Origin of the sequence: Dyella sp. C11 (assembly GCF_003121485.1) — a bacterium.
Classification (GTDB): Bacteria; Pseudomonadota; Gammaproteobacteria; order Xanthomonadales; family Rhodanobacteraceae; genus Dyella.
In genome coordinates this window covers 1-21922 of sequence record NZ_QAVX01000007.1, presented here as the reverse complement: position 1 = coordinate 21922, position 21922 = coordinate 1, and the positions used below count along the sequence as shown (strand labels likewise).

Here is a 21922-nt window from a genome sequence, read left to right as displayed (position 1 = left end):
GGGAGCACCAAGCGGGCCAACCGAGACCAAACCCAAATACCGTCTCGCCCCCGCCTCCAAAAGCGCGCATCATTACGTACTACTTCGCAGCCAACGCGACACGAAGGCGTGCCGCGCAAGGAACCTCATGTCTGTCCTGATTGAACGCAAGTCCGGCGACCGTCACAGCATCGCCATCGAGACCACCGACGCCCAACACTTTGCGGCCACCAAGCGACGCCTCACCGCGGCGCAGCGGCAGTGGTTGTCGGCATTCGGTTTCGAGGCTGCGCCGGGCACGTTTGCGCTGCTGCCCGATGAAGGCGGCAAGCTGGTGCGCGTGCTGGTGGGCGTGGATACCAGCGACGCGATCAGTGCCATGGGCGCGCTGCCGCGCGTGTTGCCGGAAGCCACCTATCACCTCGCCGACGAAGGTGTGTTGAAGGACAAGCTGCAGGCCGCGCTGGGCTGGGCACTGGGCGCCTACGAATTCACGCGCTATCGCAAGGCGCGTCGCGCGCCGGCCAAGCTCGCCATCGCCGCCAGCGATCTCGCCACGCTCAAGCCGCTGATCGAGGCCACCGCGCTGGTGCGTGACCTGGTCAACACGCCCACCGAAGACATGGGGCCCAAGCATCTCGCCGATGCGGTGAAGCAGCTGGGCAAGGCGCACAAGGCCAAGGTGCGCGAATGGGTGGGCGACGAACTGCTCGACGCCAACTTTCCCACCATCCACGCCGTGGGCCGCGCCAGCCATCGCTCGCCGCGACTGATTGAGCTCACCTGGGGCAAGAGCAGCGATCCCAAGATCGCCGTGGTCGGCAAGGGCGTGTGCTTCGATACCGGCGGCCTGGATCTGAAGCCCGCTGATGGCATGCGCTGGATGAAGAAGGACATGGGCGGCGCGGCGCACGCCATCGCGCTGGCCGGCCTGATCATGCAGGCGAAGTTGCCGGTGCGCTTGCAGCTGCTGATTCCCGCGGTGGAAAACGCTGTCTCCGGTGCGGCGATGCGTCCGGGTGAAGTCATCACCACGCGCGCCGGCATCACGGTGGAGGTGGACAACACCGATGCGGAAGGCCGCCTCGTGCTGTGCGATGCGCTCACCTATGCAAGCGAGCAGAAACCGGAACTCATCATCGATTTCGCCACGCTCACGGGTGCCGCGCGCATCGCGCTCGGTCCGGATCTGCCGGCGCTGTTTGCCAACAACGATGATGCCGCCGATCAGGTGATCGCCGCCGGCCGCACCGTGAACGATCCGCTGTGGCGCCTGCCGTTGTGGCGCCCGTACCGCAAGATGCTGGAGTCCTACCTGGCCGACATGGCGAACTCCGGCGCATCGCGTCACGCCGGTGCGATCACGGCCGCGCTGTACCTGGAGCGTTTCGTTCCCGAGACCACGCCGTGGCTGCACCTGGATACGTACGCGTGGAACGATGCCGATCGTCCGGGTCGTCCGCGCGGGGGCGAAGCGCTGGGACTGCGCGCGTTTTTTGCGTTCTTGCAGCAGCGCTACAAGGGCTGATCCCGTAACTGGGTGTGCGAAAAAGGGCGGCCCATGGGTCGCCCTTTTTTGTTTTCTCAAACCCGCAAGTTTCCTGGCGGAAACGCGCCAGCAACCTCACTTGTAGGAGCGCGCTTGCGCGCGACCGCATCGCATGGGTGTACATCACCGCCTCGTTTTGGAAACCCGGTCTGTCGTTGGGATCTTTGCGAACATTGTCGACAGGGGTTTCGTCAGCTCCGCGGTCGCGCACAAGTGCGCTCCTACAGAGCCACTGGCTGCAGGCGGAGCTAAGCGCCAGACGCGCCGGGCCTCGCTCCACGCAGCTTCCTCGCCAGCGTACGCAAGCCACGCAAAATCTTCGGCACCAGCCACAGCAGGAACAACACGAAGATTCCCAGCAGCACCAGAAACACCGCGGGGTGTTGCCACATCAGGTACATGCCGCCCAGCCACGACACGTCTTCGCCCAGGCTCGCGCCCCAATTGCTGAAAGGCTCGGGCGAGGTGTTGATCAATGCCCTTCCACCCATCTTTGCCAGGTGCGTGCCCGACGCGAGCGTGCCGCCCAGCAGCGCCGCTGCGAACTGCGCGCCCGCACCCGAATCACGGAACACGCCCCACGCAAGCAGGGCGCCCGCAGGAACGCGAATGAAGGTGTGTATGGCGTCCCACACGCTGTCGAAGGCGGGAATCTTGTCGGCCAGGAACTCGCCCAGCGACAGCACGCCCGCCGTCACCAGCACCCAGGTATCGGTGAGCATCTGCAAGCCATCTGGCAGGTGCACGTAACCCAGCCGCCCGAGCAGACCCGCGATGAATACCGTGGCGTAAAGGCGAAAGCCGCTGGCCCAAGACAGGCCACCCGCCAGTGCGAGGTTCTGCAGGGTATCCATGCACAGCCTCCGGTAATGACACACGAACGACCAACGCAAGCATGCGCGCTGGTGCGAATCGCCACAACCGCACGGACGGCCGATGCGGCACTAGCGGAGGCAACCGTGACTTCCGGCGATGACGACTCCCGCCGCGGAATGTCATCCTGCGGGTTTGATCCGACGAGACACCTGCCGATGACGACCCCACGCCTGCTCTCGTTCGCCCTGTGCGCGGCGCTCGCCTCTCTCGCCCATGCGGACGACGCCACGCCGGCATCGCAACAGCCTCCGCTGACCGAACAGACGCAGCGCTCCGGTGGAGAGCTGCCGGTGGAACAGCAGCGCTTGAATTTCGATCATGCCGAACTGCATTTCAGCGTCGACCCGGCGCAGCAAACGCTGGATGCGCAAGCGAAGCTCACGTTCACCTCGCGCGAATCCACCGATGTGCTGCTGCTCGATCTCGATCCGCATCTCACCATTTCCCAGCTTTCGCTGGACGGCAAGGCGGTGGCTGCAACCCAGTGGAGCAATCCGGATGGCCGCCTGCGCATCGCGCTGCCCAAGCCGCTCGCCAAGGGCGGCAAGGTCACCGTGGATATCCGCTATGGCGGCAAACCGCATGTGGCGAAGAAGGCGCCGTGGGATGGCGGTTTCGTGTGGAGCCACACCGACGACGGCCAGCCGTGGATTGCCACCGCCGTGGAAGGCGAAGGTTGCGACCTGTTCTGGCCGTGCATCGATCATCCGCAGGGCAAGCCCGACCTGGTCGACACCTACATCACCGTGCCAAAGAAGCTTGCCGCGCCAGGCAACGGCACGCTGGTCGACATCAAGGAACACGGTGACACGCACACGTATCACTGGCGCGCCAATCATCCGACCACGTACGCCATTTCCATCAACATCGGCCCGTTCGATGTGATCAAGGGCGATTACCGCAGCCGCTACGGCAACGCGATTCCGATGCAGATGTGGTATCTGCGCGGACACGAAGCGCAGGCAAAGCAGTTGTTCGGCGAGTTCCCGCGCATGCTCGATTTCTTTGAGCAGGAAATTGGTCCGTACCCGTTTGGCGACGAGAAAATGGGCGTGGTGGAAACGCCGCATCTGGGCATGGAACACCAGACCATCAACGCCTACGGTAACGGCTATCCACGCAGCGAATACGGCTTCGATTGGCTGCTGCAGCACGAGTTCTCGCATGAGTGGTTCGGCAACCAGATCACCAATGCCGACTGGGACGACATGTGGTTGCACGAAGGTTTCGGCACGTACATGCAACCGCTGTATGGCCAATACCTTTACGGCGACATGCCGTACTTCTCGATGCTGCAGAACGAACGCAGCATGGTGAAGAACGCCTTCCCCATCGTGAAGGGACAAAGCCAGTTCGAGCACGAGGTGTACGACGCCGAGCATGGACCCGGCAACGACATCTACTACAAGGGCTCGCTGATGCTGCACACGCTGCGGCAGATGATCGGCGACCAGGCGTTCTTCGAAAGCATTCGCCGCCTGGTGTATGGACGTCCAGACCCCAGGCCCGGCAACTTCACGCCACGCTACGCCACCACGCGCGACTACATCGACATCGTGAACCAGGTGAGCGGACGCGATCTCAACTGGTTCTTCGATGTGTACCTGCGCGAAGCGGCCCTGCCCTCGCTGGAAACCCGCCACGAAGGCGGCACGCTTTCCCTGCACTGGAAGGTGCCGCACGACAAGCCGTTCCCCATGCCGGTGGATGTGCAGGTAGGCGACAAGGTGATCACCGTGCCGATGACCGGCGGCGCCGCTTCCATTCCCGTACCACAGGGCACACTCGTGATCATCGATCCGCGGAGCAAGCTGCTGCGCGATATGCCGCATTTTGCGGAGTATCAGCAGTGGAAGAAGGAGCAGGCGGCGAAGAAGGCAGCGGCGAAGTGACGTGATTTTCTCCCTCTCCCCTCCGGGGAGAGGGTTGGGGTGAGGGGCCAATCTGGCCATAACGCGGCTACTTACTGCTGCTGAAGTAGACACCTCGCTTGAAGCAGCGTCATCGCAAGCACCCGCCCCTCACCCCAGCCCTCTCCCCGAAGGGGAGAGGGAGCAAGGGCGTGCTTCGAAATCACCCGTGCGATATGCCGCATTTTGCGGAGTATCAGCAGTGGAAGAAGGAGCAGGCGGCGAAGAACGCAGCGGCGAAGTGACGTGATTTGCTCCCTCTCCCCTCCGGGGAGAGGGTTGGGGTGAGGGGCCAATCTGGCGACAAGGCAGCTATTTGCTAATGCCAGAACGGATACATCGCTTGAAGCAGCGTCATCGCGAGCACCCGCCCCTCACCCCAGCCCTCTCCCCGGAGGGGAGAGGGAGAGAGACCACGCTTCGGAACCACCGCACGCACAAACAAAAAAGGCGGCCATCTGGCCGCCCTTTTCGTCCATCCTCAAACCATCCTCAGTGAGCCGCCGGACCCTGCGGCTTCTCCGGCGATGCCGCCGCCGTCGTTGCGCCGGTGCTGGAGAACTTGCCGCCGTACGGCAACACCTGCGCCGCCAGCTTCGAGTCGCCCTTGATCAGGCCCACGGCGTCGAACAGGATGTGCGCCGTTTCGTCGAGCTGCGGATCGGCTGCCTTCTTGGCGTCCTTCTCCTGCTGCAGTTCGGTCTTCAGGCTGCGCTCGTTGGCGTTGAGGCCGTCGTCCATCGCCAGCGAATCATCGTCGTCAGCCGACGTATTGCCGTCGATGGCCTTATGGCGCGCACGGAACGAGGCCTGCACGGCGTCCAGATCCTTTCGCTCGGCTTCACGCTGGGCAAAGTTGAGCGAGATGCTGGTCTTGTCGCGCATCTTCTTGTACTGCGCCAGCTCGTCCATCATCAGCTTCCAGCCCGGCGAGGTGGCCGTGCGGGAATCGTGGCGGGTCTGCAGCTGGCCCAGGTAGGCGTGCAGGTCGGCCACCGGCTTGTAGTCGGCAGCGGCGATCTGCGTCCACGGCAGCGCGTTGTCGTAGGTCGACTCGCCGAAGTCCTTCTCGTCGCCGTTCTTCGGGAACTGGATGTCAGGCGTCACGCCCTTCAGCTGCGTGGAGCCGCCGTTGATGCGGAAGAATTCCTGGATGGTCATCTTCAGCTCGCCATACTGCGGCTTTTCGCTGTTGTTGCGCGTGAAGCGGTCCAGGTCCACCAGGTTCTGCACGGTGCCCTTGCCGAAGGTGGGCTGGCCGATGATCAGGCCGCGACCGTAATCCTGGATGGCTGCCGCGAAGATTTCAGAGGCGGACGCCGAACCACGATTCACCAGCACGGCCATCGGGCCGCTCCAGGACATGCCCGGATCGTCGTCGCCCTGCACCTGCACTTCGCCGCGTGCGTCGCGCACCTGCACCACCGGACCCTGGTCGATGAACAGACCCGTCAGTTCGTTGGCTTCGGCCAGCGAACCGCCGCCGTTGTTGCGCAGGTCGATGACCACGCCTTCAACATTCTCGGCCTTCAATTCGCCAAGCAGCTTGGCCACGTCGCGGGTCGCGCTCTTGAAGTCCTTGTCGCCTTCGCGGCGAGCACCGAAGTCGGAGTAGAAGCTCGGCAGGTCGATCACGCCGATCTTGCGCGTGACGCCGGCGTCCTTGATCTCGATGACCTTCTTCTTGGCGGCCTGCTCTTCGATGCTCACCTTCTGGCGGACCAGGGAAATCATCTCGTGCTTGCCGTCCACGCCCGCGTCGGCCGGGAGAATTTCCAGGCGAACCGTGGTGTCCTTCTTGCCGCGGATGTGCTTCACCACATCGTCGAGGCGCCAGCCGATGACATCCGTCATCGTGCCATTCGCGCCTTCGCCAATCGCCACGATGCGATCACCCACGTGCACCTTGCCCGACTTGGCCGCCGGGCCAGCCGGCACGATTTCGCGGATCTGCGTGTATTCGTCGCGTGCCTGCAGCACCGCGCCGATGCCCTCCAGCGACAGCTTCATGGAGATGTCGAAGTTCTCCGCCGCGCGGGGACCGAGGTAATCGGTGTGCGGATCGGTGGATTCGGCATAGGAGTTCATGAAGGACTGGAACGCGTCTTCGCCGTCCAGCTGCTTCACGCGGTCGATGTAACCGGCGTAGCGCTTGTCCAGCGTCTTGCGGATTTCGTCGTCCGGCTTGCCGGCAAGCTTCAGGCGCAGCCAGTCGTTCATGGTGCGCTCGCGCCACAGCGTGTCGAGCTCGGCCTGATCCTTCGGCCAGTCGGCCTTCTTGCGGTCGTAGTTGTAGGTTTCCTGCGTGTTGAAGTCGAAGCCCTGCTTCAACAAACCACGCGCGTACGTCATGCGCTCGATGGCGCGCGTGATGTACAGGTTGAACATGGAGAACGGCCCGGTGAGAACCTGGTTCCAGATGGCGTCGTCCATCTGCGTCTTCAGCGGCGCGAACTTGGCCAGGTCCGCCTGCGTGAAGAACACCTTCTCGCCGTCCAGGCTTTCCACGTAAGCCTTGTAGATCTTCTGCGACATGGCGTCGTCGAGCGGCTTGGCGTCGTAGTGGAAACGCGTAAGGAAGCGCGCGGAGAGCTGCGCCGCCTGTGCCTGCGTCACGGTGGGCTTCAGCGGCAGCGTGGAGAACTTGCGCGGCTGGCTGCTATCGGTGAGATCCGCCGCGGACTGCGCGTACGCACCGGCACCACTGACGGCAAGGGCAATCAACAAAGCTAGCGAGGGGCGCAGTTTCATAGGTTCTCTGGGAGCTCTTCAAGCGTGCTCGGTGACGCCTGCGGCGTGAGCCTGCAGGTCGGCGTGGTAAGACGAACGCACCAGCGGACCGGACGCGACGTGATGGAAACCCATCGCTTCGCCGGCTTCGCGCAGGGATTCGAATTCGTCCGGCGTCCAGTAACGGACCACCGGGTGGTGATGCGGCGTGGGCTGCAGGTACTGGCCGATGGTGATCATGTCCACATCGTGCGCGCGCAGGTCGCGCATGGTTTCCAGCACCTGCTCCATCGTTTCGCCCAGGCCCAGCATGATGCCGGACTTGGTCGGCACGTCCGGATGCTGCGCCTTGAAGCGCTTGAGCAGATCCAGCGACCACTGGTAGTCGGCGCCCGGACGCACTTCGCGATACAGGTGCGGCACGGTTTCCAGGTTGTGGTTGAACACGTCCGGCGGGAAGTCCTTCAGCACTTCCAGCGCACGCTCCATGCGGCCCTTGCCGCGGAAGTCGGGCGTGAGGATTTCGATCTTGATGTCCGGCGCGGCGTGGCGCGTGGCGCGAATGCACGCGGCGAAATGCTCGGCACCGCCGTCGCGCAGGTCGTCGCGATCCACCGAGGTGATCACCACGTACTTCAGGCGCATGTCGCGAATGGTTTCGGCAAGGCGCGCCGGTTCCAGCGGATCGGGCGCAGCCGGGCGGCCATGTGCCACGTCGCAGAACGAGCAACGGCGCGTGCACACTTCACCCAGGATCATGAAGGTGGCGGTGCCCTTGCTGAAGCACTCGTGGATGTTCGGGCACGAGGCTTCTTCGCACACCGTGACCAGCGAGTTTTCGCGCAGGCGCGACTTCAACTGCTGCACGGCGTTGCCCTGCGGCAGGCGCACGCGGATCCAGCTCGGCTTGCGCAGCGTCGGCACGTTGGTGTCGAAGCCGGCGCGGTTCAGCCCGATCTTGTCGTTACCCAACTGCTTCTCGACGCCGGTGGCGCCGACGACGCTGATCGGGATGGCCTTGGAGGTAGAGATATCGCTCATGTAGGAAAACTCAGACCGCTACGCGAGCGGGTAGTTCAGGGAGGATGGGGGGCGCGGCCTCGGCGACGAAACCGAACTGGCGGCAGAACTCCTCCACCAGGGCGTCCTCGACGTCCGACAGGCGCGACGGACCGCCCAAGTCTAACACTTGCGTGACTTCCAAACCCTTGTAGCCACAAGGATTGATGCGGTGATACGGCTCCAGGTCCATGTCCACGTTGAAGGCCAATCCATGGAAACTGCAGCCGCGACGCACCCGCAGGCCCAGCGCCGCCACCTTGGCGCCCGCCACGTAGACGCCCGGGGCGCCCTCCAGGCGGTCGGCGCCGATGTTCCAGTGGCCCAGCGTATCGATGATGGCCTGCTCGATCTTGTTCACCAGTTCCCGCACACCCACACCGGCGCGTCGCAGGTCGATCATGGGATAGCCCACGATCTGCCCGGGGCCGTGATAGGTCACCTGGCCACCGCGATCGACGTGGATCACCGGGATATCGCCCGGCGCCAGCACGTGCTCGGTCTTGCCTGCCTGGCCAAGGGTGAACACGGGGTCGTGTTCGAGCAGCCAGAGCTCATCGGGGGTGTCGGGTCCCCGGTTGTTGGTGAAGTGGCTCATCGCCTCCCAGGTCGCCTCATAGGGCTGGCGACCGAGACGACGGACTTTGAGCGGCAAGGACATGGGGAATGGCCTGGGAACGGAGCTGATTATCTGCGGCCGTGAGATGGCCCTTGCAAGGGCTGGAAGTCACTGGCGCGCTGGCGGGAACGGCCTTCCCGCCAGCTCTCGGGGCGCCTGGGCGGCACCCGGGCGCCTTACAGCGTGTAGCGAATATCCGGATCGGCACGCAGGGAGGTGTGGGCCTGGTCGTACTGCTCGCGCGTCTCGGCACGGAAACTCACCGTGACCGAGATGAAGTTGCCTTCGCGCGAGTGACGGTGCTTCACCGTCTCATGCAGCACGTGCAGGCCGATACCTTCCAGGATCTGCGGCACGCGGGCCTTCAGGTCCACGGCGGCGTTGCCCATGGCGGTGATTTCAAACTCGCCGGGAAACTGGAAGCCCTGGCCCTCTTGCTGGGCCTCGATGGAGTCGATATCGCGCATCACAGAACCTCCGTCACTTCTTTTCGTCGGGCTTCTTGTCGCTGTGGAACCACAGCATGATGCTGTCCCACAGGCGACCGAAGAAACCGGCCTGCGGTGCATCGGCCAGGGCGATCAGCGGCACGTTCTGCACCGGCTGGCCATCCAGCGTGATGCGCAGCGTACCGACCTGCTGCCCCTTGGTGAACGGCGCGATCAGCGTCGCCGGCACGTCCATGGTGGCCTGCAGCTTGTCGTAATCGCCGCGCTTTACCGTGACGAGCACGTTGTCGGCCACGCCCAGTTCAAGCTGATTGGAAGCACCCTTCCACAGACGCGGCGTCGCCAGCGGCTTGTTGCCGTCGTAGAGCTTATGCGTCTCATAGAAACGGAAACCGTAGCTCATCAACGCCATGGCGGCGTCGGCGCGGGTCTTCTCGTTGGTCGAGCCCATGACGATGGCGATCATGCGCGAATCGCCCTGCTTGGCCGAGGCGGCCAGGCAGAAGCCGGCAGCGGCTGTGTGACCGGTCTTGATGCCATCGACGGTGGGGTCACGCCACAGCAGCAGGTTGCGGTTGTGCTGCTTGATGCCGTTCCACTCGAAATCCTTGATCGCCGAGATCGCATAGTCCTCGGGGAAGTCGTGGATCAGCGCGCGCGAAAGAATGGCGATGTCGCGCGCCGTGCTGTAGTGGTTGGCGACCGGGTAACCCGACGCGTTCACGAAGTTCGAGTTGGTCATGCCCAGCTGCTTGGCATAACCGTTCATCAGGCCTGCAAAAGCCTGCTCGGAGCCCGCCGTGTGCTCGGCCAGCGCGATGGCGGCGTCGTTGCCGGACTGGATGATCAGGCCGTACAGCAGGTCCTTCAGCGGCACCTGGCTGTTGAGCTTGAGGAAGCTGGTGGAACCGTCGGTGCCCGCACCGCCGCTGCGCCATGCGTTCTCGCTGATGTTCACCGGATCGGTCATGTGGACCTTGCCGTTGGCGACTTCGGCCGAGACCACGTAGTCGGTCATGATCTTGGTGATCGATGCCGGCTCCACGCGCAGGTCAGGCTCCTTGGAGGCAAGCACCTGGCCCGTGGCGTAATCCATCAGCACCCAGCTCTTGCCATCGACATCCGGCGGCGGCGGCACCGGCGCCTCGGGCGTGACCGGGCGCGGCACCGGAACGGGCTTGGGCGGGGTCTGCTGGGCAACGGCGGTGCCGACGACCAGAGCGGCGACGGCGAGCGAAGAGAGGGTACGGCGGATCAGGTTCATCGTTCGGTTCGGTCCAATGGCTATCGCGACGCCGAGGCGCCGCAAGAAATTCAATGCGTCAGTCTACCGCGACCTGCGGCTTGGGCAGCCCCATATTCTGGATGCGGGACGTGACATCGTCAGCCTGGTCGACGCTGGCGAGCGGTCCCACGCGCACGCGGCGGACATTGCGGCCGTTGATTTGGGCATCCACCACCTGTACGGGCGCAAAATTGGCGGCACGAAGTTGCTGCGCCACGCGTTCCGCGTTGCTGGCATCGGAGAATGCGCCCACCTGGAGGAAAATGCCGGGCCCCGGGCTGGCAGGTTTGGGCGGCGGCGGTGGCGGCGGAAGGGTTTGCGCGGTAAGCGGCTGCGACGGATCGATGGCCCGCACTTCGACCAGGCCCGTGCCCTTGGGCCACACGCCAATGCGCACGGCGGCCGCGTAGGAAAGGTCGATCAGTCGGTTGTCGTGGAACGGACCGCGATCGTTGATGCGCACGATCACGCTCTTGCCGTTTTCCAGATTGGTCACGCGCGCATAGCTGGGAATGGGCAGCGTCTTGTGCGCGGCGCTGAACTGGTACATGTCGTAGTCCTCGAGGCTCGAGGTCTTGTACCCGTGGAACTTGTTGCCGTAGAACGAGGCAATGCCACGCTCCACATACCCGGTGGGCGAAGGCATGACGTTGTAGGTCTGGCCCAGCACGGAATACGGCGTCTTGTTGCCGTAGAGCGCGCGCGGCTCCACCTTCGGCACCGGCTCGGGCAGCTTGGCAATCGCTTCCGGCGGCAGCCCTTCGGGCACGCTGTCCGTGTCGTCGCGATAGCGGCTGCTTTGCGGACGACTGATGTCGTCGTTGACGCCACCACGCGACGACGACGTTGACGATGAACCACCGCCGCTGCTGGACGACGAACCGCTGCGCGACGTGGCGCCCGGATGACTGGTGGAGGGACGGGGCTTCCCGCCGCTGCAACCTGCCAGCAGCGCGATCAGCAGGAGGGGCAGCGCAAGCCGCCAACTCATTGCGTGGAACTCATCCCGTTGGCTCCTTCCGCAATCGCCTGCGCCAGCTGGTGCACGGCCAGCGCGTACAGCGGACTGCGGTTGTACGTGGTGATCACGTAGAAATTCTGGAAGGTGAACCAGTACTCCATGCCATCCGCGCCCTGCAGCGACTGCAGGCTGCTCGGCTGACCGGGATTGAGCGACTGCACGGGCGCGTAGCCCCAGGCTTCGAGCTGCTCGATCGGCCATTGCGGTTTGGAGTCCTTGACGGAGATGGAGCGGGCCGCGCTGTCCGCACGTGCCGGTGCGGCGACCAGGCCACCCGTCTGCCAGCCATGCTTGGCAAAGTAATTGGCGACGCTGGCGAAGATGTCGGGCAGCGAATTCTTCAGATCGATGCGGCCATCGCCATCGGCATCCACGCCATAGTCGCGGATGCTCGCCGGCATGAACTGGCCCCAGCCCTGCGCACCCGCATACGAACCCGTCAGCGTGTCGACAGGACCGGCGAGATGGTTGTCGGGCAACTCCAGCAGGATCTTCAGCTGATCGCGGAAATACGACGCACGCGGCGGGTAATACAGGCCCAGCGTGACCAGCGCATCGAGCACTTTGTATTTGCCGGTGATGCGACCGTACGAGGTCTCCACGCCGACGATCGCCACGATGTATTCGGGCGGCACGCCGTACTGCTTGCCGATGCTGTCGAGCAAGGCCCGATGTTCGCGATAGAACGCGATGCCATCGTTGATGCGCTGGGGCGTGAGGAAGATCGGGCGATAGTCCTTCCACGGCTTGCCTTCAGCGGGACGGCTGATGGCATCGAGGATGCTCTGCTGCTTCTTCGCGCCATCCAGCAGCGCATTGAGCGACGCCGCACTCTTGCCCGTATCGCGGGCCACTTCGCTGACCAGCTGTGCTTGTCCGGGATGGGTTTGCGCAAGGGCCGGCATGCATGCCGTGGCGAACAGAAGGCCCAGCGTGGCAACGAGGCGACGAGTCGGGAGCGACGCGGGAATCGAGGGCATGAATGACTTCGCTGTCGGGAACGGCTACGTCCCAAGCCTAGCACGCGCGCAGGTAAAAACAGCCGTATTTTGCGAGGGCAACCGTCTGATTGCCCGGCTTCTACTTGTGAATCTTCCGATTCGCGTAGATTGACATCAGCACGCCGAAACCCGTGAGCAACGACACCGCCGACGTGCCGCCGTAGCTGATCAACGGCATCGGCACGCCCACCACCGGCAACATGCCCGCCACCATGCCGCCGTTGACGAACACGTACACGAAGAAGCTCATGCCGATGGCACCGGCCAGCAGGCGCGAATACGTGTCGCGCGCTTCCATGGCAATCCACAGGCAACGCCCGATGATGAAGGCGTAAAGCAGCATCACGCAGATCACGCCGACCAGGCCGAATTCTTCGGAGAACACGGCGAAGATGAAGTCGGTGGTGTGCTCGGGCAGGAAGTCCAGGCGTGACTGCGTGCCGTGCTGCCAACCCTTGCCGAAGACGCCGCCGGAACCCACGGCAATCTGCGACTGGATGATGTGCCAACCGTTGCCCAGCGGATCGGATTCCGGATCGAGCAGCGTGCGCACGCGATGGCGCGGGTAGTCGTGCAGGAAGTGCCAGGCCGCCGGCACCATGGCGCCCACGACGGCCAGCAGGCTGCCGATCTTCCACCAGCGCATGCCCGACAGGAACAGCGCGAACGCACCGGCGGCGGACACCAGCAAGGCCGTGCCCAGGTCGGGCTGCTCGGCGATCAGGCCGGCCGGAATCGCAATGAGCAAGCCGACGGCGGCGATGTCCTTCCAGCTCGGCGGCAACTGACGCGGATGCAGATACCACGCCACCATCATCGGCATGGTGAGCTTGAGCAGTTCCGACGGCTGGAACGACATGACACCCAGGTTCAACCAGCGCTTGGAACCGCTGCGGATCTCGCCGATGCCGGCCACCACCAGCAAGAGGAAAATGCTGGCGGCTTAGAGCCATGGCGTCCAGGTGCGCAACGTCTGCGGCGGGATGCGCGAAATAAGCATCACCAGCACACCGCCCATGACGAAGCGCGCGGCCTGGCCGCCGATCATCGCCATGTTGCCGCCGCTGGCGCTGTAGAGCGTGACCAGACCCACCGTGGCCAACGTGATCAGGCCCAGTGCCAGCGGAATGTCGATGCGCGGCCGCTTCATCATGCGGCGGGCAAGGTTCACCAGGCGAACCTGCAATTCGTCGATCACGGGTTGCCTCCATCATCGGGTGGCGTCGCCGTGCTGGTGCTGTCGGCGGGCATGGCGGACATGTCGGCAGGCGTGGCCACGGGGGTATCTTCCGGCAGGTCCGGAACGGTCGAAGGCACGGCCGGGCTACCTTCGGTCTTGTCCGGCGCTGGCACCGGGCCGCCGTTCGCTGCCAGCCACGCTTCCATCACCTTGCGCACGATGGGGCCGGCGTCCGCCGCACCCCAGGCACCGGATTCGAGCATGGCCACCACGGCGATCTTTGGCGCTTCCGTGGGCGTGTAGGCAATGAACCAGGCGCGATGTCGCGTCGCCAGATAGGCCAGGTTCTTGTTGGTGTCGTATTCGTTGCTGCGGCGGGAGAAACGTTCCGCCGTGCCGCTCTTGCCGGCCACGCGCAGCGGGAAGCCCTTGAAGACGCCAGCCTCCTGGGCCGTACCACCTTGCCCGTACACCACCGCTTCCATGCCTTCGTTGATGACATCCCAATCGGCAGGCTTGCGAATCACCGAGGGCCCCGCCGGCGGATTGCTCAGCGGCACCGGGCGCTCCTTCACGGCGGCCGTTGCCATGACCAGTCGAGGCGCATACGGCGTGCCGTGACCGGCAAAGGTCGCGGTGGCATGTGCGAGCTGCAGCGCCGTCACGTTCCAATAGCCCTGGCCGATGCCGGCAATCACCGTCTCGCCCTGGAACCACGCATATTTGCTGCGCGTGGCTTTCCATTCGCGCGACGGCAGGATGCCCTCGGCCTCGCCAAGCAGGTCGATACCGGTCTTCTTGCCAAAGCCCAGGCTTCCCATCCAGCTCGCCAGGCGATCGATGCCCATGTCCAGCGCGAGTTTGTAGAAGTAGGTATTGGTGGACAGCTGGATCGCGCGAACCATGTTCACGGTGCCGTTGCCGCCACGAACGTCGTCGCGATAACAACGCTGCTGGCCAGGAATGCAGAACTCGCCCGTCGACAACACCGTGTCGCCCGGCCGGCGTATACCCAGTTCCAGGCCGCCCAGCGCAAGGAACGGCTTCACCGTCGAGCCCGGCGGGTACGCGCTCTTGAGTGCGCGGTTGAGCAGCGGCTTGTCTTCGGCATTCATGTAGCCGCTGTAATCGGCCTTGCTGATGCCGTTGACGAACAGGTTCGGGTCGTAGCTGGGCACGCTGACCATGGCCAGCACCTGCCCATTGCGCGGATCGATGGCCACGGAGGAACCCGGGCGCCCCTGGAAGGCTTCCGTTGCCGCCCGTTGCACGTGCACGTCGATGCTCAGGTAGATGTTCTTGCCCGGCGTGGGCGCGTGCGTTTCGAGCACGCGCTGCACGCGGCCATCGGCGTTCACTTCAACCAGCTCGTAGCCCGGCTCGCCGTGCAGCATGTCCTCGTAGGAACGCTCCAGCCCGCTGCGACCGATGTGGCTGGTGCCCTTGTAGCGATCCGCATCCAGCCGCGCCATGTCGTCCGCATCGATGCGACTGACATAGCCCACCACGTGCGCGAACAACGGCCCGTACGGATAGCGGCGCGTGAGGTACGGCACCACGTCCACGCCCGGGAATCGCCAGCGGTTGATGGCGAAGCGGTCGATCTCGTCCTCGGTCAGGTGCAGCTTCAGCGGCACGCTGTCGAAGCGGCGGTTCTGCTTGAGCTGCTTCTTGAACGCATCGATGTCGCCGTCATCCAGCGGCACCACTTCGCGGATCGCCGACAGCATGGCGGGCATGTCCTTGATCTGCTCCGGCACCACTTCCAGACGGAACGCGGGAACGTTGTCGGCCAGCAACACGCCATTGCGGTCGTAGATAAGACCACGCGCCGGCGGAATGGCGCGTGGCTTCACGCGGTTATTTTCCGAGCGCAGCGCGAATTCGTCGTGGCGCTGCACCTGCAGGTAGTGATAGCGCGCCACCAGCACGCCCAGGCCCAGCAAAATCAGGGCGAAACCCACCATCGCGCGAACGCGGAACAGCGTGGTTTCACCACGAGTGTCCTTGATGGAGCGTCGCCGGGCCATGGCGTTACTGGATGCGCAAACGCATGCGCAGGTCGTCCATCAGCAGGAACAGGAACGGCCACAGCGCGGCGCCGACGAACGGCGAGATCCACCACGTGGGCGGAGGCAAGGCATCACCCGCAAAGGTGCGCACGATCAACAGCAGCACGCGGTCGTTGAGCAGCAACGCCAGCACGGCCAGCGTCTGCTGCCACATCGGGAAGAAACGCAGGCGCGAGCGAAAGCGCAGCGCGATGAACACCAGCGCGCACAGTCGCATGGCCTGTTCGCCAAGCAGCACGCCGTTCAACAGGTCGGCGCACAACCCCACGGTGAAGGCCAGGCCCAGCGTGACGCGATCACCCGATTCCAGCGACCAGTACAGCAGGAACAACGCCGGCCAATACGGCTTGAACGGCTGCAGCGGTGCGGGTAGCGGAATCAGCATGGAAAGCACGGCAAACACCAGCGTGCCCACGAACCACAACAGACTGACGCGAGGTTTGCTCATGGCTGCACCGCCGGATTCGTCGCGACGGGAGGCGTCTGCGCAGGCGCGCTTGCCGCGCGAGGCGGCGCGGCCCCGCTGCTACCCGGTGCAGGGGCAAGGTCTGCCGGAGGCCCGGAGGGGACGGCAGGCGGCGGCGGGCCCACGGGCTCGGCAAGGTCATGCAGGATCAGCACGTTGTCGCTGCGACCCAGGTCCGCAGCCGGCCGCGCCCGGCCTTCCAGGAACAGGCCCGATGCGGCGGGCTCCACGCTGCGAATCTCGCCCACCGGGAAGCCGGGCGGGAAACGCCCGCCGAGCCCCGACGTGAGCAGCTTGTCGCCTGGATGCACATCGGCGGCCATGGAGATGTTCGGCAGGCTCAACAGGTCGCCTTCGCGGGTGCCATAGGCCACCGTGCGGAAGCCCGTGCGCTCGATCACCACCGGAATGGCGTGATCGGGATCGGTCACCAGCATCACCAGCGAGGTGCGCGGCATCACTTCCACCACCTGCCCCATCACGCCGTGCGCGTCGATCACCACCTGCCCGGACTTCACGCCATCGTGCGAACCCACGTTCACGAGCATGCGGTGGCGATACGCGCCCAGGTCCACGTCGATGACGCGTGCCAGCTGCACGTTGAGGTCGAGCGTGTGCTGGGTATCGAGCAGCTCTTTCAGGCGCTCGTTCTGTTGCGCCACCGCCGCCATGCGGTTGAGCTTGGCGTTGGCCAGCAGCAGGTCTTCACGCAGACGCTGGTTCTGCTCGGTGAGCATCTTGCGGTCGGAGAACGCCACGCTGAGCGTGTGCATGCCCGATGCCGGCAGGCTGGCGAGCCGATAGACGGGCTCCACCAGCACTGACGTGGCGTAGCGAAGGCGCCAGATCCAGCCGTTGCGATGGTCGAGCACCATCAGCACCATGGCCAGCGCGAGATACATCATGAGCCTGAGCGTGCCGGCAACGGTGCCGGCAAACAGGGGCGAGGATTCCTCGCGCGCAAGCGCCATGGCCTAACCCCTGTCGCGTGGTTTACTCGGCAGCGAAGAAATCGCTGCCGTGCTGATCGATCAGCTCCAAGGCCTTGCCGCCGCCACGGGCCACGCACGTCAGCGGCTCGTCGGCCACCTGCACGTGAAGACCGGTTTCCTCGGAGATCAGGCGATCCAGGTCACGCAGCAGTGCGCCACCGCCGGTGAGCACGATGCCGCGCTCGGCCACGTCGGAACACAGTTCCGGCGGCGTCTGTTCCAGCGCCGACTTCACCGCTGCCACGATGCCCGACAGCGGCTCGTGCAGCGCTTCCAGCACTTCGTTGGAGTTGATGGTGAACATGCGCGGCACGCCCTCGGCGAGGTTGCGGCCGGAGATCTCGATCTCCTTCACGTTCGTCTGCGGGAAGGCGCAACCGATTTCGAGCTTGATGCGCTCGGCGGTGGATTCACCGATGAGCGTGCCGTGGTTGCGGCGCACGTAGTTGATGATGGCCTCGTCGAAGCGATCGCCGCCAACGCGCACGGACTGCGAGTAGACGATGCCGTTGAGCGAGATCACGGCCACTTCGGACGTGCCGCCACCGATGTCCAGCACCATCGAGCCGCGCGCCTCGTGCACCGGGATGCCGGCACCGATCGCAGCCGCCATGGGCTCTTCGATGAGGAACACGTCGCGGGCACCGGCGCCTTCGGCCGATTCCTTGATGGCGCGACGCTCCACCTGGGTGGAACCGCAGGGCACGCACACCAGCACGCGCGGGCTGGGACGCAGCATGCGCGACTTGTGCACCTGCTTGATGAAGTGCTGGAGCATCGCTTCCGTCATGGAGAAGTTGGCGATCACGCCATCCTTCATCGGACGCACCGTGGCAATGTTGCCCGGCGTGCGACCCAGCATCTTCTTGGCGTCGCTACCCACGGCCGCCACGGCACGCGGGCCACCCGGACCGCGGTCCTGGCGAATGGCCACCACCGACGGTTCGTTCAGGACGATGCCCTGTCCCCTCACGTAAATGAGGGTATTGGCCGTGCCAAGGTCGATCGAAATATCGTTGGAGAAAAATCCGCGAAACTTCTTGAACATGGGTCCGCCGCGCGCCGGCTCTGGCTAAAAAGTAAGCGCGCCAGTCTAGTCAGCAAACCCCCGGATCGCAAGGACAATCTCGTTAAGAAAGCCTTTGTTTTGGCTGTGATATGCGTGTTTCCAGCGGTTCGCCACAGCCTTGCCACAACCGGAAAAACTCGCGATGCGAACAGGTTCCCGGTATGATTTGGAAGTTTGGGCCAGTCCGGGCAAATCCGGCGGTCTGCCTACTCGTTCACCTGACAGGACCCGCCTCGCATCATGTCTGCCGTCATCTGCGGATCGCTCGCTTACGACACCATCATGGTGTTCCAGGACCAGTTCAAGAACCACATCATTCCGGATCAGGTCCACATCCTGAACGTGTCGTTCTTGGTGCCGCGGATGCGCCGCGAGTTCGGTGGCTGCGCGGGCAACATTGCCTACAACCTGAAGCTGCTGGGCGGCGACCCGTTGCCGGTGGCCACCGTCGGCCAGGATTTTGGCCCGTACCGCGTCCACATGGAAAAGTGCGGCATCCGCCTGGACTACGTGCGCGCGTTCGATGACCAGTTCACGCCGCAGTGCTTCATCACCACGGACCTGGACAACAACCAGATCACGGCCTTCCATCCGGGCGCCATGCTGAGCGCGCACACCAACCACGTGCGCGACATTCCGGAAATCACCTTCGCCATCGTGGCGCCGGACAGCCGCGACGCCATGCTGCAGCACGTGGATGAATTCGCTGCCCGTGGCGTGCCTTTCATTTTCGATCCGGGCCAGGCCATGCCGTTGTTCGACGGCGCCGAATTCCGTTCGATGATCGAGAAAGCCACCTACGTCATCGTTAACGATTACGAGTCGCAGCTGTTGCAGCAGCGCACGGGCTGGAGCGCCGAGGAAATCGCATCGCGGGTGAAGGCGTATATCGTCACGCTGGGACCCCGCGGCTCGCTCATCCACACCGATGGCACCGTCCATGACATTCCGCCGGCGCGCGAGCGTCAGGTGGTGGACCCCACTGGCTGCGGCGACGCTTATCGCGCCGGCCTGATCTTCGGCATCATGAAGGGCAAGGACTGGCAGACCGTCGGTCGCATGGCCTCGCTGATGGGCGCGTTGAAGGTGGAACATCCGGGCACGCAGAACCAGCACTTCGACTACGCGCAGTTCGCCGCCGAGTTCAAGGATCAGTTCGGCTACGCCCTCGACTGATACCTGCCCAACCGCTTGAAAGACACGGGGCCTCCTTCGCGGAGGCCTCGTTCGTTTCAGCTGACGCGAAATCCCATCGTCGCGTTCACGGCTTCTTGCCAGCCGCGGTAGAGATGATCGCGTTCGGATTCGCGCATGCCGGGTTCAAACCGGCGATCCACCTGCCACAGGCTGGCGATCTCCTCGCAGCTTTGCCAGAAACCAACGGCCAGGCCCGCGAGATAAGCGGCACCAAGCGCTGTCGTCTCCTGCACGCGCGGTCGCAACACAGGCACACCGAGCATGTCGCTCTGGAACTGCGCCATGAAATCGTTGGCGATGGCGCCGCCATCGGCACGCAGTTCCTTCAGCGCGATGCCCGCATCAGCTTCCATGGCCGTAAGCACGTCGCGCGATTGATACGCCATCGACTCCAGCGCGGCACGCACAAAGTGCTCCTTGCTGGTGCCACGACTCAAGCCGAACACCGCGCCGCGAACATCGCTGCGCCAATAAGGCGCGCCAAGCCCGACGAAGGCCGGCACCACGTAAACACCGTCGCTGGAAGCCACCCGCTCTGCATAAGCCTGCGAGTCCGATGCCTTGCCCAGCATGCGCAGCCCATCGCGCAACCACTGAATCACCGAGCCCGCCACGAAGATGCTGCCTTCCAGCGCGTACTCGACGCGATCACCCAACTGCCACGCGATGGTGGTGAGCAAGCCGTGACCCGACGGCACCGCTTGTGCTCCCGTGTTCATCAGCATGAAACAGCCGGTGCCATAGGTGTTCTTCGCCATGCCCGGACTGAAACATGCCTGGCCAAACAACGCAGCCTGCTGATCGCCCGCCACGCCGGCAATCGGCACACTTGCCCCAAAGAACTGGGCGGGCGATGTGTGGGCGTAGACCTCGCTGCTCGAGCGCACTTCCGGCAATACCGCGCGCGGAATATTGAGGATGGCAAGCAGGTCATCGTCCCAGCAACGACGATGAATGTCGTAAAGCAGCGTGCGCGCCGCATTGCTGGGATCGGTTACGTGAGCCGCACCGCCGCTCAGGTTCCAAATCAGCCAGGTATCGATGGTGCCGAACATCAGCTCGCCGCGCTCAGCCCGCTCTTGCGCGCCCTCGACATGGTCGAGAATCCAGCGAAGCTTGGTCGCCGAGAAATAGGCATCGATGAGCAGCCCCGTTCGCTCGCGAACCAGCGCCTCATGACCGTCCCGCTGCAAACGCTCGCAGATCTCCATGCTCTGGCGTGACTGCCAGACAACCGCGTTGTGGATGGGCTGCCCGGTCGCGCGATCCCATACCACGGTGGTTTCGCGCTGGTTGGTGATGCCAATGGCTGCAATATCAGCCAGCTCGACCTGCGTATTGGCCAACAGTTCGGTGACGGTGACCAGTACGCTGGTCAGGATGTCGCGCGGGTTGTGTTCCACCCATCCCGGCTGAGGGAAGATCTGCGCGAATTCGCGCTGCGCCACGCCCGCCACCGAGCCGGAATGATCGAACAGCATCGCCCGGGAACTGGTGGTTCCCTGGTCGAGCGCGAGAATGTAACGCTGCTTCACGCGAGCCGGCTCCTGCCAACGCCTGAGGACAACAAGCGTAGCAACAACCGGCACCATTGGGCCTGCCAGCCGGCTTGATCAGTGTGCGGCGGCCTTGGCGTCCGGCTGCATGATGCGATCGATAAAAGCCAGGGCAATGGCCGACACCACGAATGCCAGATGCAACAGCACCTGCCACTTGATGGTTTCGGCATCCAGCGAGGCCGCCTTGATGAAGGTCGCGAGCAGGTGGATCGACGAAATGCCGATGATCGCCATCGCCAGCTTCACCTTCAGCCCCGTGGCATTCACGAGCGACAACCACTCCGGCTGATCCGGGTGACCTTCCAGCTTCAGGCGCGACACAAAGGGTTCGTAGCCGCCGACGATCACCATCACCAGCAGGTTGGAAATCATCACCACGTCGATCAGGCCGAGCACAGGCAGCATGATGGTGGTCTCAGCACTTTCAGCGCCCGCCACCACGTGACCGAAGAGGGTTGCATCGACCAGGTGCCACAGTTCGCGCACGAACTGCACGACGTAGATCGCCTGGGCCACGATCAAACCCAGATACAGCGGCAGCTGCAACCAGCGCGAAGAAAAGATCAGATAGGAAAGCGGGCCGGGGCGGCTCTTGATGGGAGTCGTCATGGTCATCATGTCGTCGATGGGGATCGACGATGATCGCAAATTTATGCGGCCTGCAACATCGCCCCAGGCGAGTACGTTCAGCTGAAGGACGCACGTTGGATTGGTGCGCGCATTACGGTTAAACCACTCGGCCAGGCAGTGACCCGCGGGCGTTTGGACGTCCATTCAAGCCGCGTGATTCATGGCGCGAAACGTGCCGCAGGATCAATATTTTCGTCGCGCACAAAGACAAACGCCTTCCCGGATGGGAAGGCGTTTGAGGGATAAAGCCCCTGGCGGTGACCTACTCTTGCATGAGGA

The 21922-nt window shown here is 64.0% G+C and carries 17 protein-coding genes and 1 pseudogene; 3 read left to right on the top strand and 15 right to left on the bottom strand.

All coding sequences use genetic code 11. The features are described 5' to 3' along the window. The first annotated feature begins 127 nt into the window (after positions 1 to 127). On the top strand, positions 128 to 1507 hold the full coding sequence (locus tag DK366_RS08595) for a leucyl aminopeptidase family protein (protein ID WP_109125136.1): 1380 nt from the start codon (positions 128 to 130) through the stop codon (positions 1505 to 1507). 269 nt (positions 1508 to 1776) lie between these two features. Here DK366_RS08595 and DK366_RS08590 read toward each other — a convergent pair whose 3' ends face one another. After that, entirely contained in the window at positions 1777 to 2382 is a 606-nt protein-coding gene (locus DK366_RS08590; protein WP_109125135.1) for a DUF4126 domain-containing protein, read from the bottom strand. Between the two features lie 177 nt (positions 2383 to 2559). Here DK366_RS08590 and DK366_RS08585 point away from each other — a divergent pair, with 177 nt between their 5' ends. Beyond that, positions 2560 to 4296, top strand: a complete 1737-nt coding sequence (locus tag DK366_RS08585) for a M1 family metallopeptidase (RefSeq protein ID WP_109125134.1) — start codon at positions 2560 to 2562, stop codon at positions 4294 to 4296. A 510-nt stretch (positions 4297 to 4806) separates the two neighbouring features. Here the strand turns inward: DK366_RS08585 and DK366_RS08580 are convergent. The 12 genes and pseudogenes from DK366_RS08580 to DK366_RS08525 form a co-directional block, all read right to left on the bottom strand. After that, on the bottom strand, positions 4807 to 7065 hold the full coding sequence (locus DK366_RS08580; RefSeq protein WP_109125133.1) for a carboxy terminal-processing peptidase: 2259 nt from the start codon (positions 7063 to 7065) through the stop codon (positions 4807 to 4809). An 18-nt stretch (positions 7066 to 7083) separates the two neighbouring features. Next, a complete protein-coding gene (lipA, locus tag DK366_RS08575; RefSeq protein ID WP_109125132.1) occupies positions 7084 to 8085 on the bottom strand; it encodes a lipoyl synthase in 1002 nt (333 codons plus the stop codon). A 10-nt stretch (positions 8086 to 8095) separates the two neighbouring features. Next, positions 8096 to 8764 carry a lipoyl(octanoyl) transferase LipB gene (lipB, locus tag DK366_RS08570; protein WP_109125131.1) on the bottom strand — a complete coding sequence of 223 codons (669 nt, stop codon included), beginning with the start codon at positions 8762 to 8764 and terminating at the stop codon, positions 8096 to 8098. A 134-nt stretch (positions 8765 to 8898) separates the two neighbouring features. Next, positions 8899 to 9189 carry a DUF493 family protein gene (locus DK366_RS08565; protein ID WP_109125130.1) on the bottom strand — a complete coding sequence of 97 codons (291 nt, stop codon included), beginning with the start codon at positions 9187 to 9189 and terminating at the stop codon, positions 8899 to 8901. Between the two features lie 13 nt (positions 9190 to 9202). Beyond that, a complete protein-coding gene (locus DK366_RS08560; RefSeq protein WP_109125129.1) occupies positions 9203 to 10435 on the bottom strand; it encodes a D-alanyl-D-alanine carboxypeptidase family protein in 1233 nt (410 codons plus the stop codon). Positions 10436 to 10493: 58 nt separating this feature from the next. Beyond that, complete coding sequence (locus DK366_RS08555; protein WP_109125128.1) at positions 10494 to 11447, bottom strand: septal ring lytic transglycosylase RlpA family protein; 954 nt, start codon at positions 11445 to 11447, stop codon at positions 10494 to 10496. Beyond that, positions 11444 to 12457, bottom strand: a complete 1014-nt coding sequence (gene mltB, locus DK366_RS08550; RefSeq protein ID WP_109125127.1) for a lytic murein transglycosylase B — start codon at positions 12455 to 12457, stop codon at positions 11444 to 11446. The genes DK366_RS08555 and mltB overlap by 4 nt, the downstream gene beginning before the upstream one ends. Before the next feature lie 100 nt (positions 12458 to 12557). Beyond that, a pseudogene (gene rodA, locus DK366_RS08545) lies at positions 12558 to 13631 on the bottom strand (rod shape-determining protein RodA). Positions 13632 to 13672: 41 nt separating this feature from the next. Continuing rightward, complete coding sequence (mrdA, locus tag DK366_RS08540) at positions 13673 to 15688, bottom strand: penicillin-binding protein 2 (RefSeq protein ID WP_109125126.1); 2016 nt, start codon at positions 15686 to 15688, stop codon at positions 13673 to 13675. A 4-nt stretch (positions 15689 to 15692) separates the two neighbouring features. Next, positions 15693 to 16178, bottom strand: coding sequence for a rod shape-determining protein MreD (gene mreD / locus DK366_RS08535; RefSeq protein WP_109125125.1), 486 nt, complete (start codon positions 16176 to 16178; stop codon positions 15693 to 15695). Continuing rightward, positions 16175 to 17167: a rod shape-determining protein MreC gene (mreC, locus tag DK366_RS08530; RefSeq protein ID WP_109125124.1), complete on the bottom strand. Its 993-nt coding sequence runs from the start codon at positions 17165 to 17167 to the stop codon at positions 16175 to 16177. The genes mreD and mreC overlap by 4 nt, the downstream gene beginning before the upstream one ends. Before the next feature lie 22 nt (positions 17168 to 17189). Further along, on the bottom strand, positions 17190 to 18236 hold the full coding sequence (locus tag DK366_RS08525) for a rod shape-determining protein (RefSeq protein WP_038623286.1): 1047 nt from the start codon (positions 18234 to 18236) through the stop codon (positions 17190 to 17192). A 261-nt stretch (positions 18237 to 18497) separates the two neighbouring features. Here DK366_RS08525 and DK366_RS08520 point away from each other — a divergent pair, with 261 nt between their 5' ends. Further along, complete coding sequence (locus DK366_RS08520) at positions 18498 to 19433, top strand: carbohydrate kinase family protein (protein ID WP_109125123.1); 936 nt, start codon at positions 18498 to 18500, stop codon at positions 19431 to 19433. Positions 19434 to 19489: 56 nt separating this feature from the next. Here the strand turns inward: DK366_RS08520 and glpK are convergent, their stop codons facing one another. Both glpK and DK366_RS08510 read right to left on the bottom strand, forming a co-directional pair. Next, positions 19490 to 20989 carry a glycerol kinase GlpK gene (gene glpK, locus DK366_RS08515; protein WP_109125122.1) on the bottom strand — a complete coding sequence of 500 codons (1500 nt, stop codon included), beginning with the start codon at positions 20987 to 20989 and terminating at the stop codon, positions 19490 to 19492. Between the two features lie 78 nt (positions 20990 to 21067). Next, the gene (locus tag DK366_RS08510; RefSeq protein WP_109125272.1) at positions 21068 to 21622 is read right to left on the bottom strand and encodes a TIGR00645 family protein; all 555 of its coding nucleotides are present in this window, start codon (positions 21620 to 21622) and stop codon (positions 21068 to 21070) included. Positions 21623 to 21922: the final 300 nt, after the last annotated feature.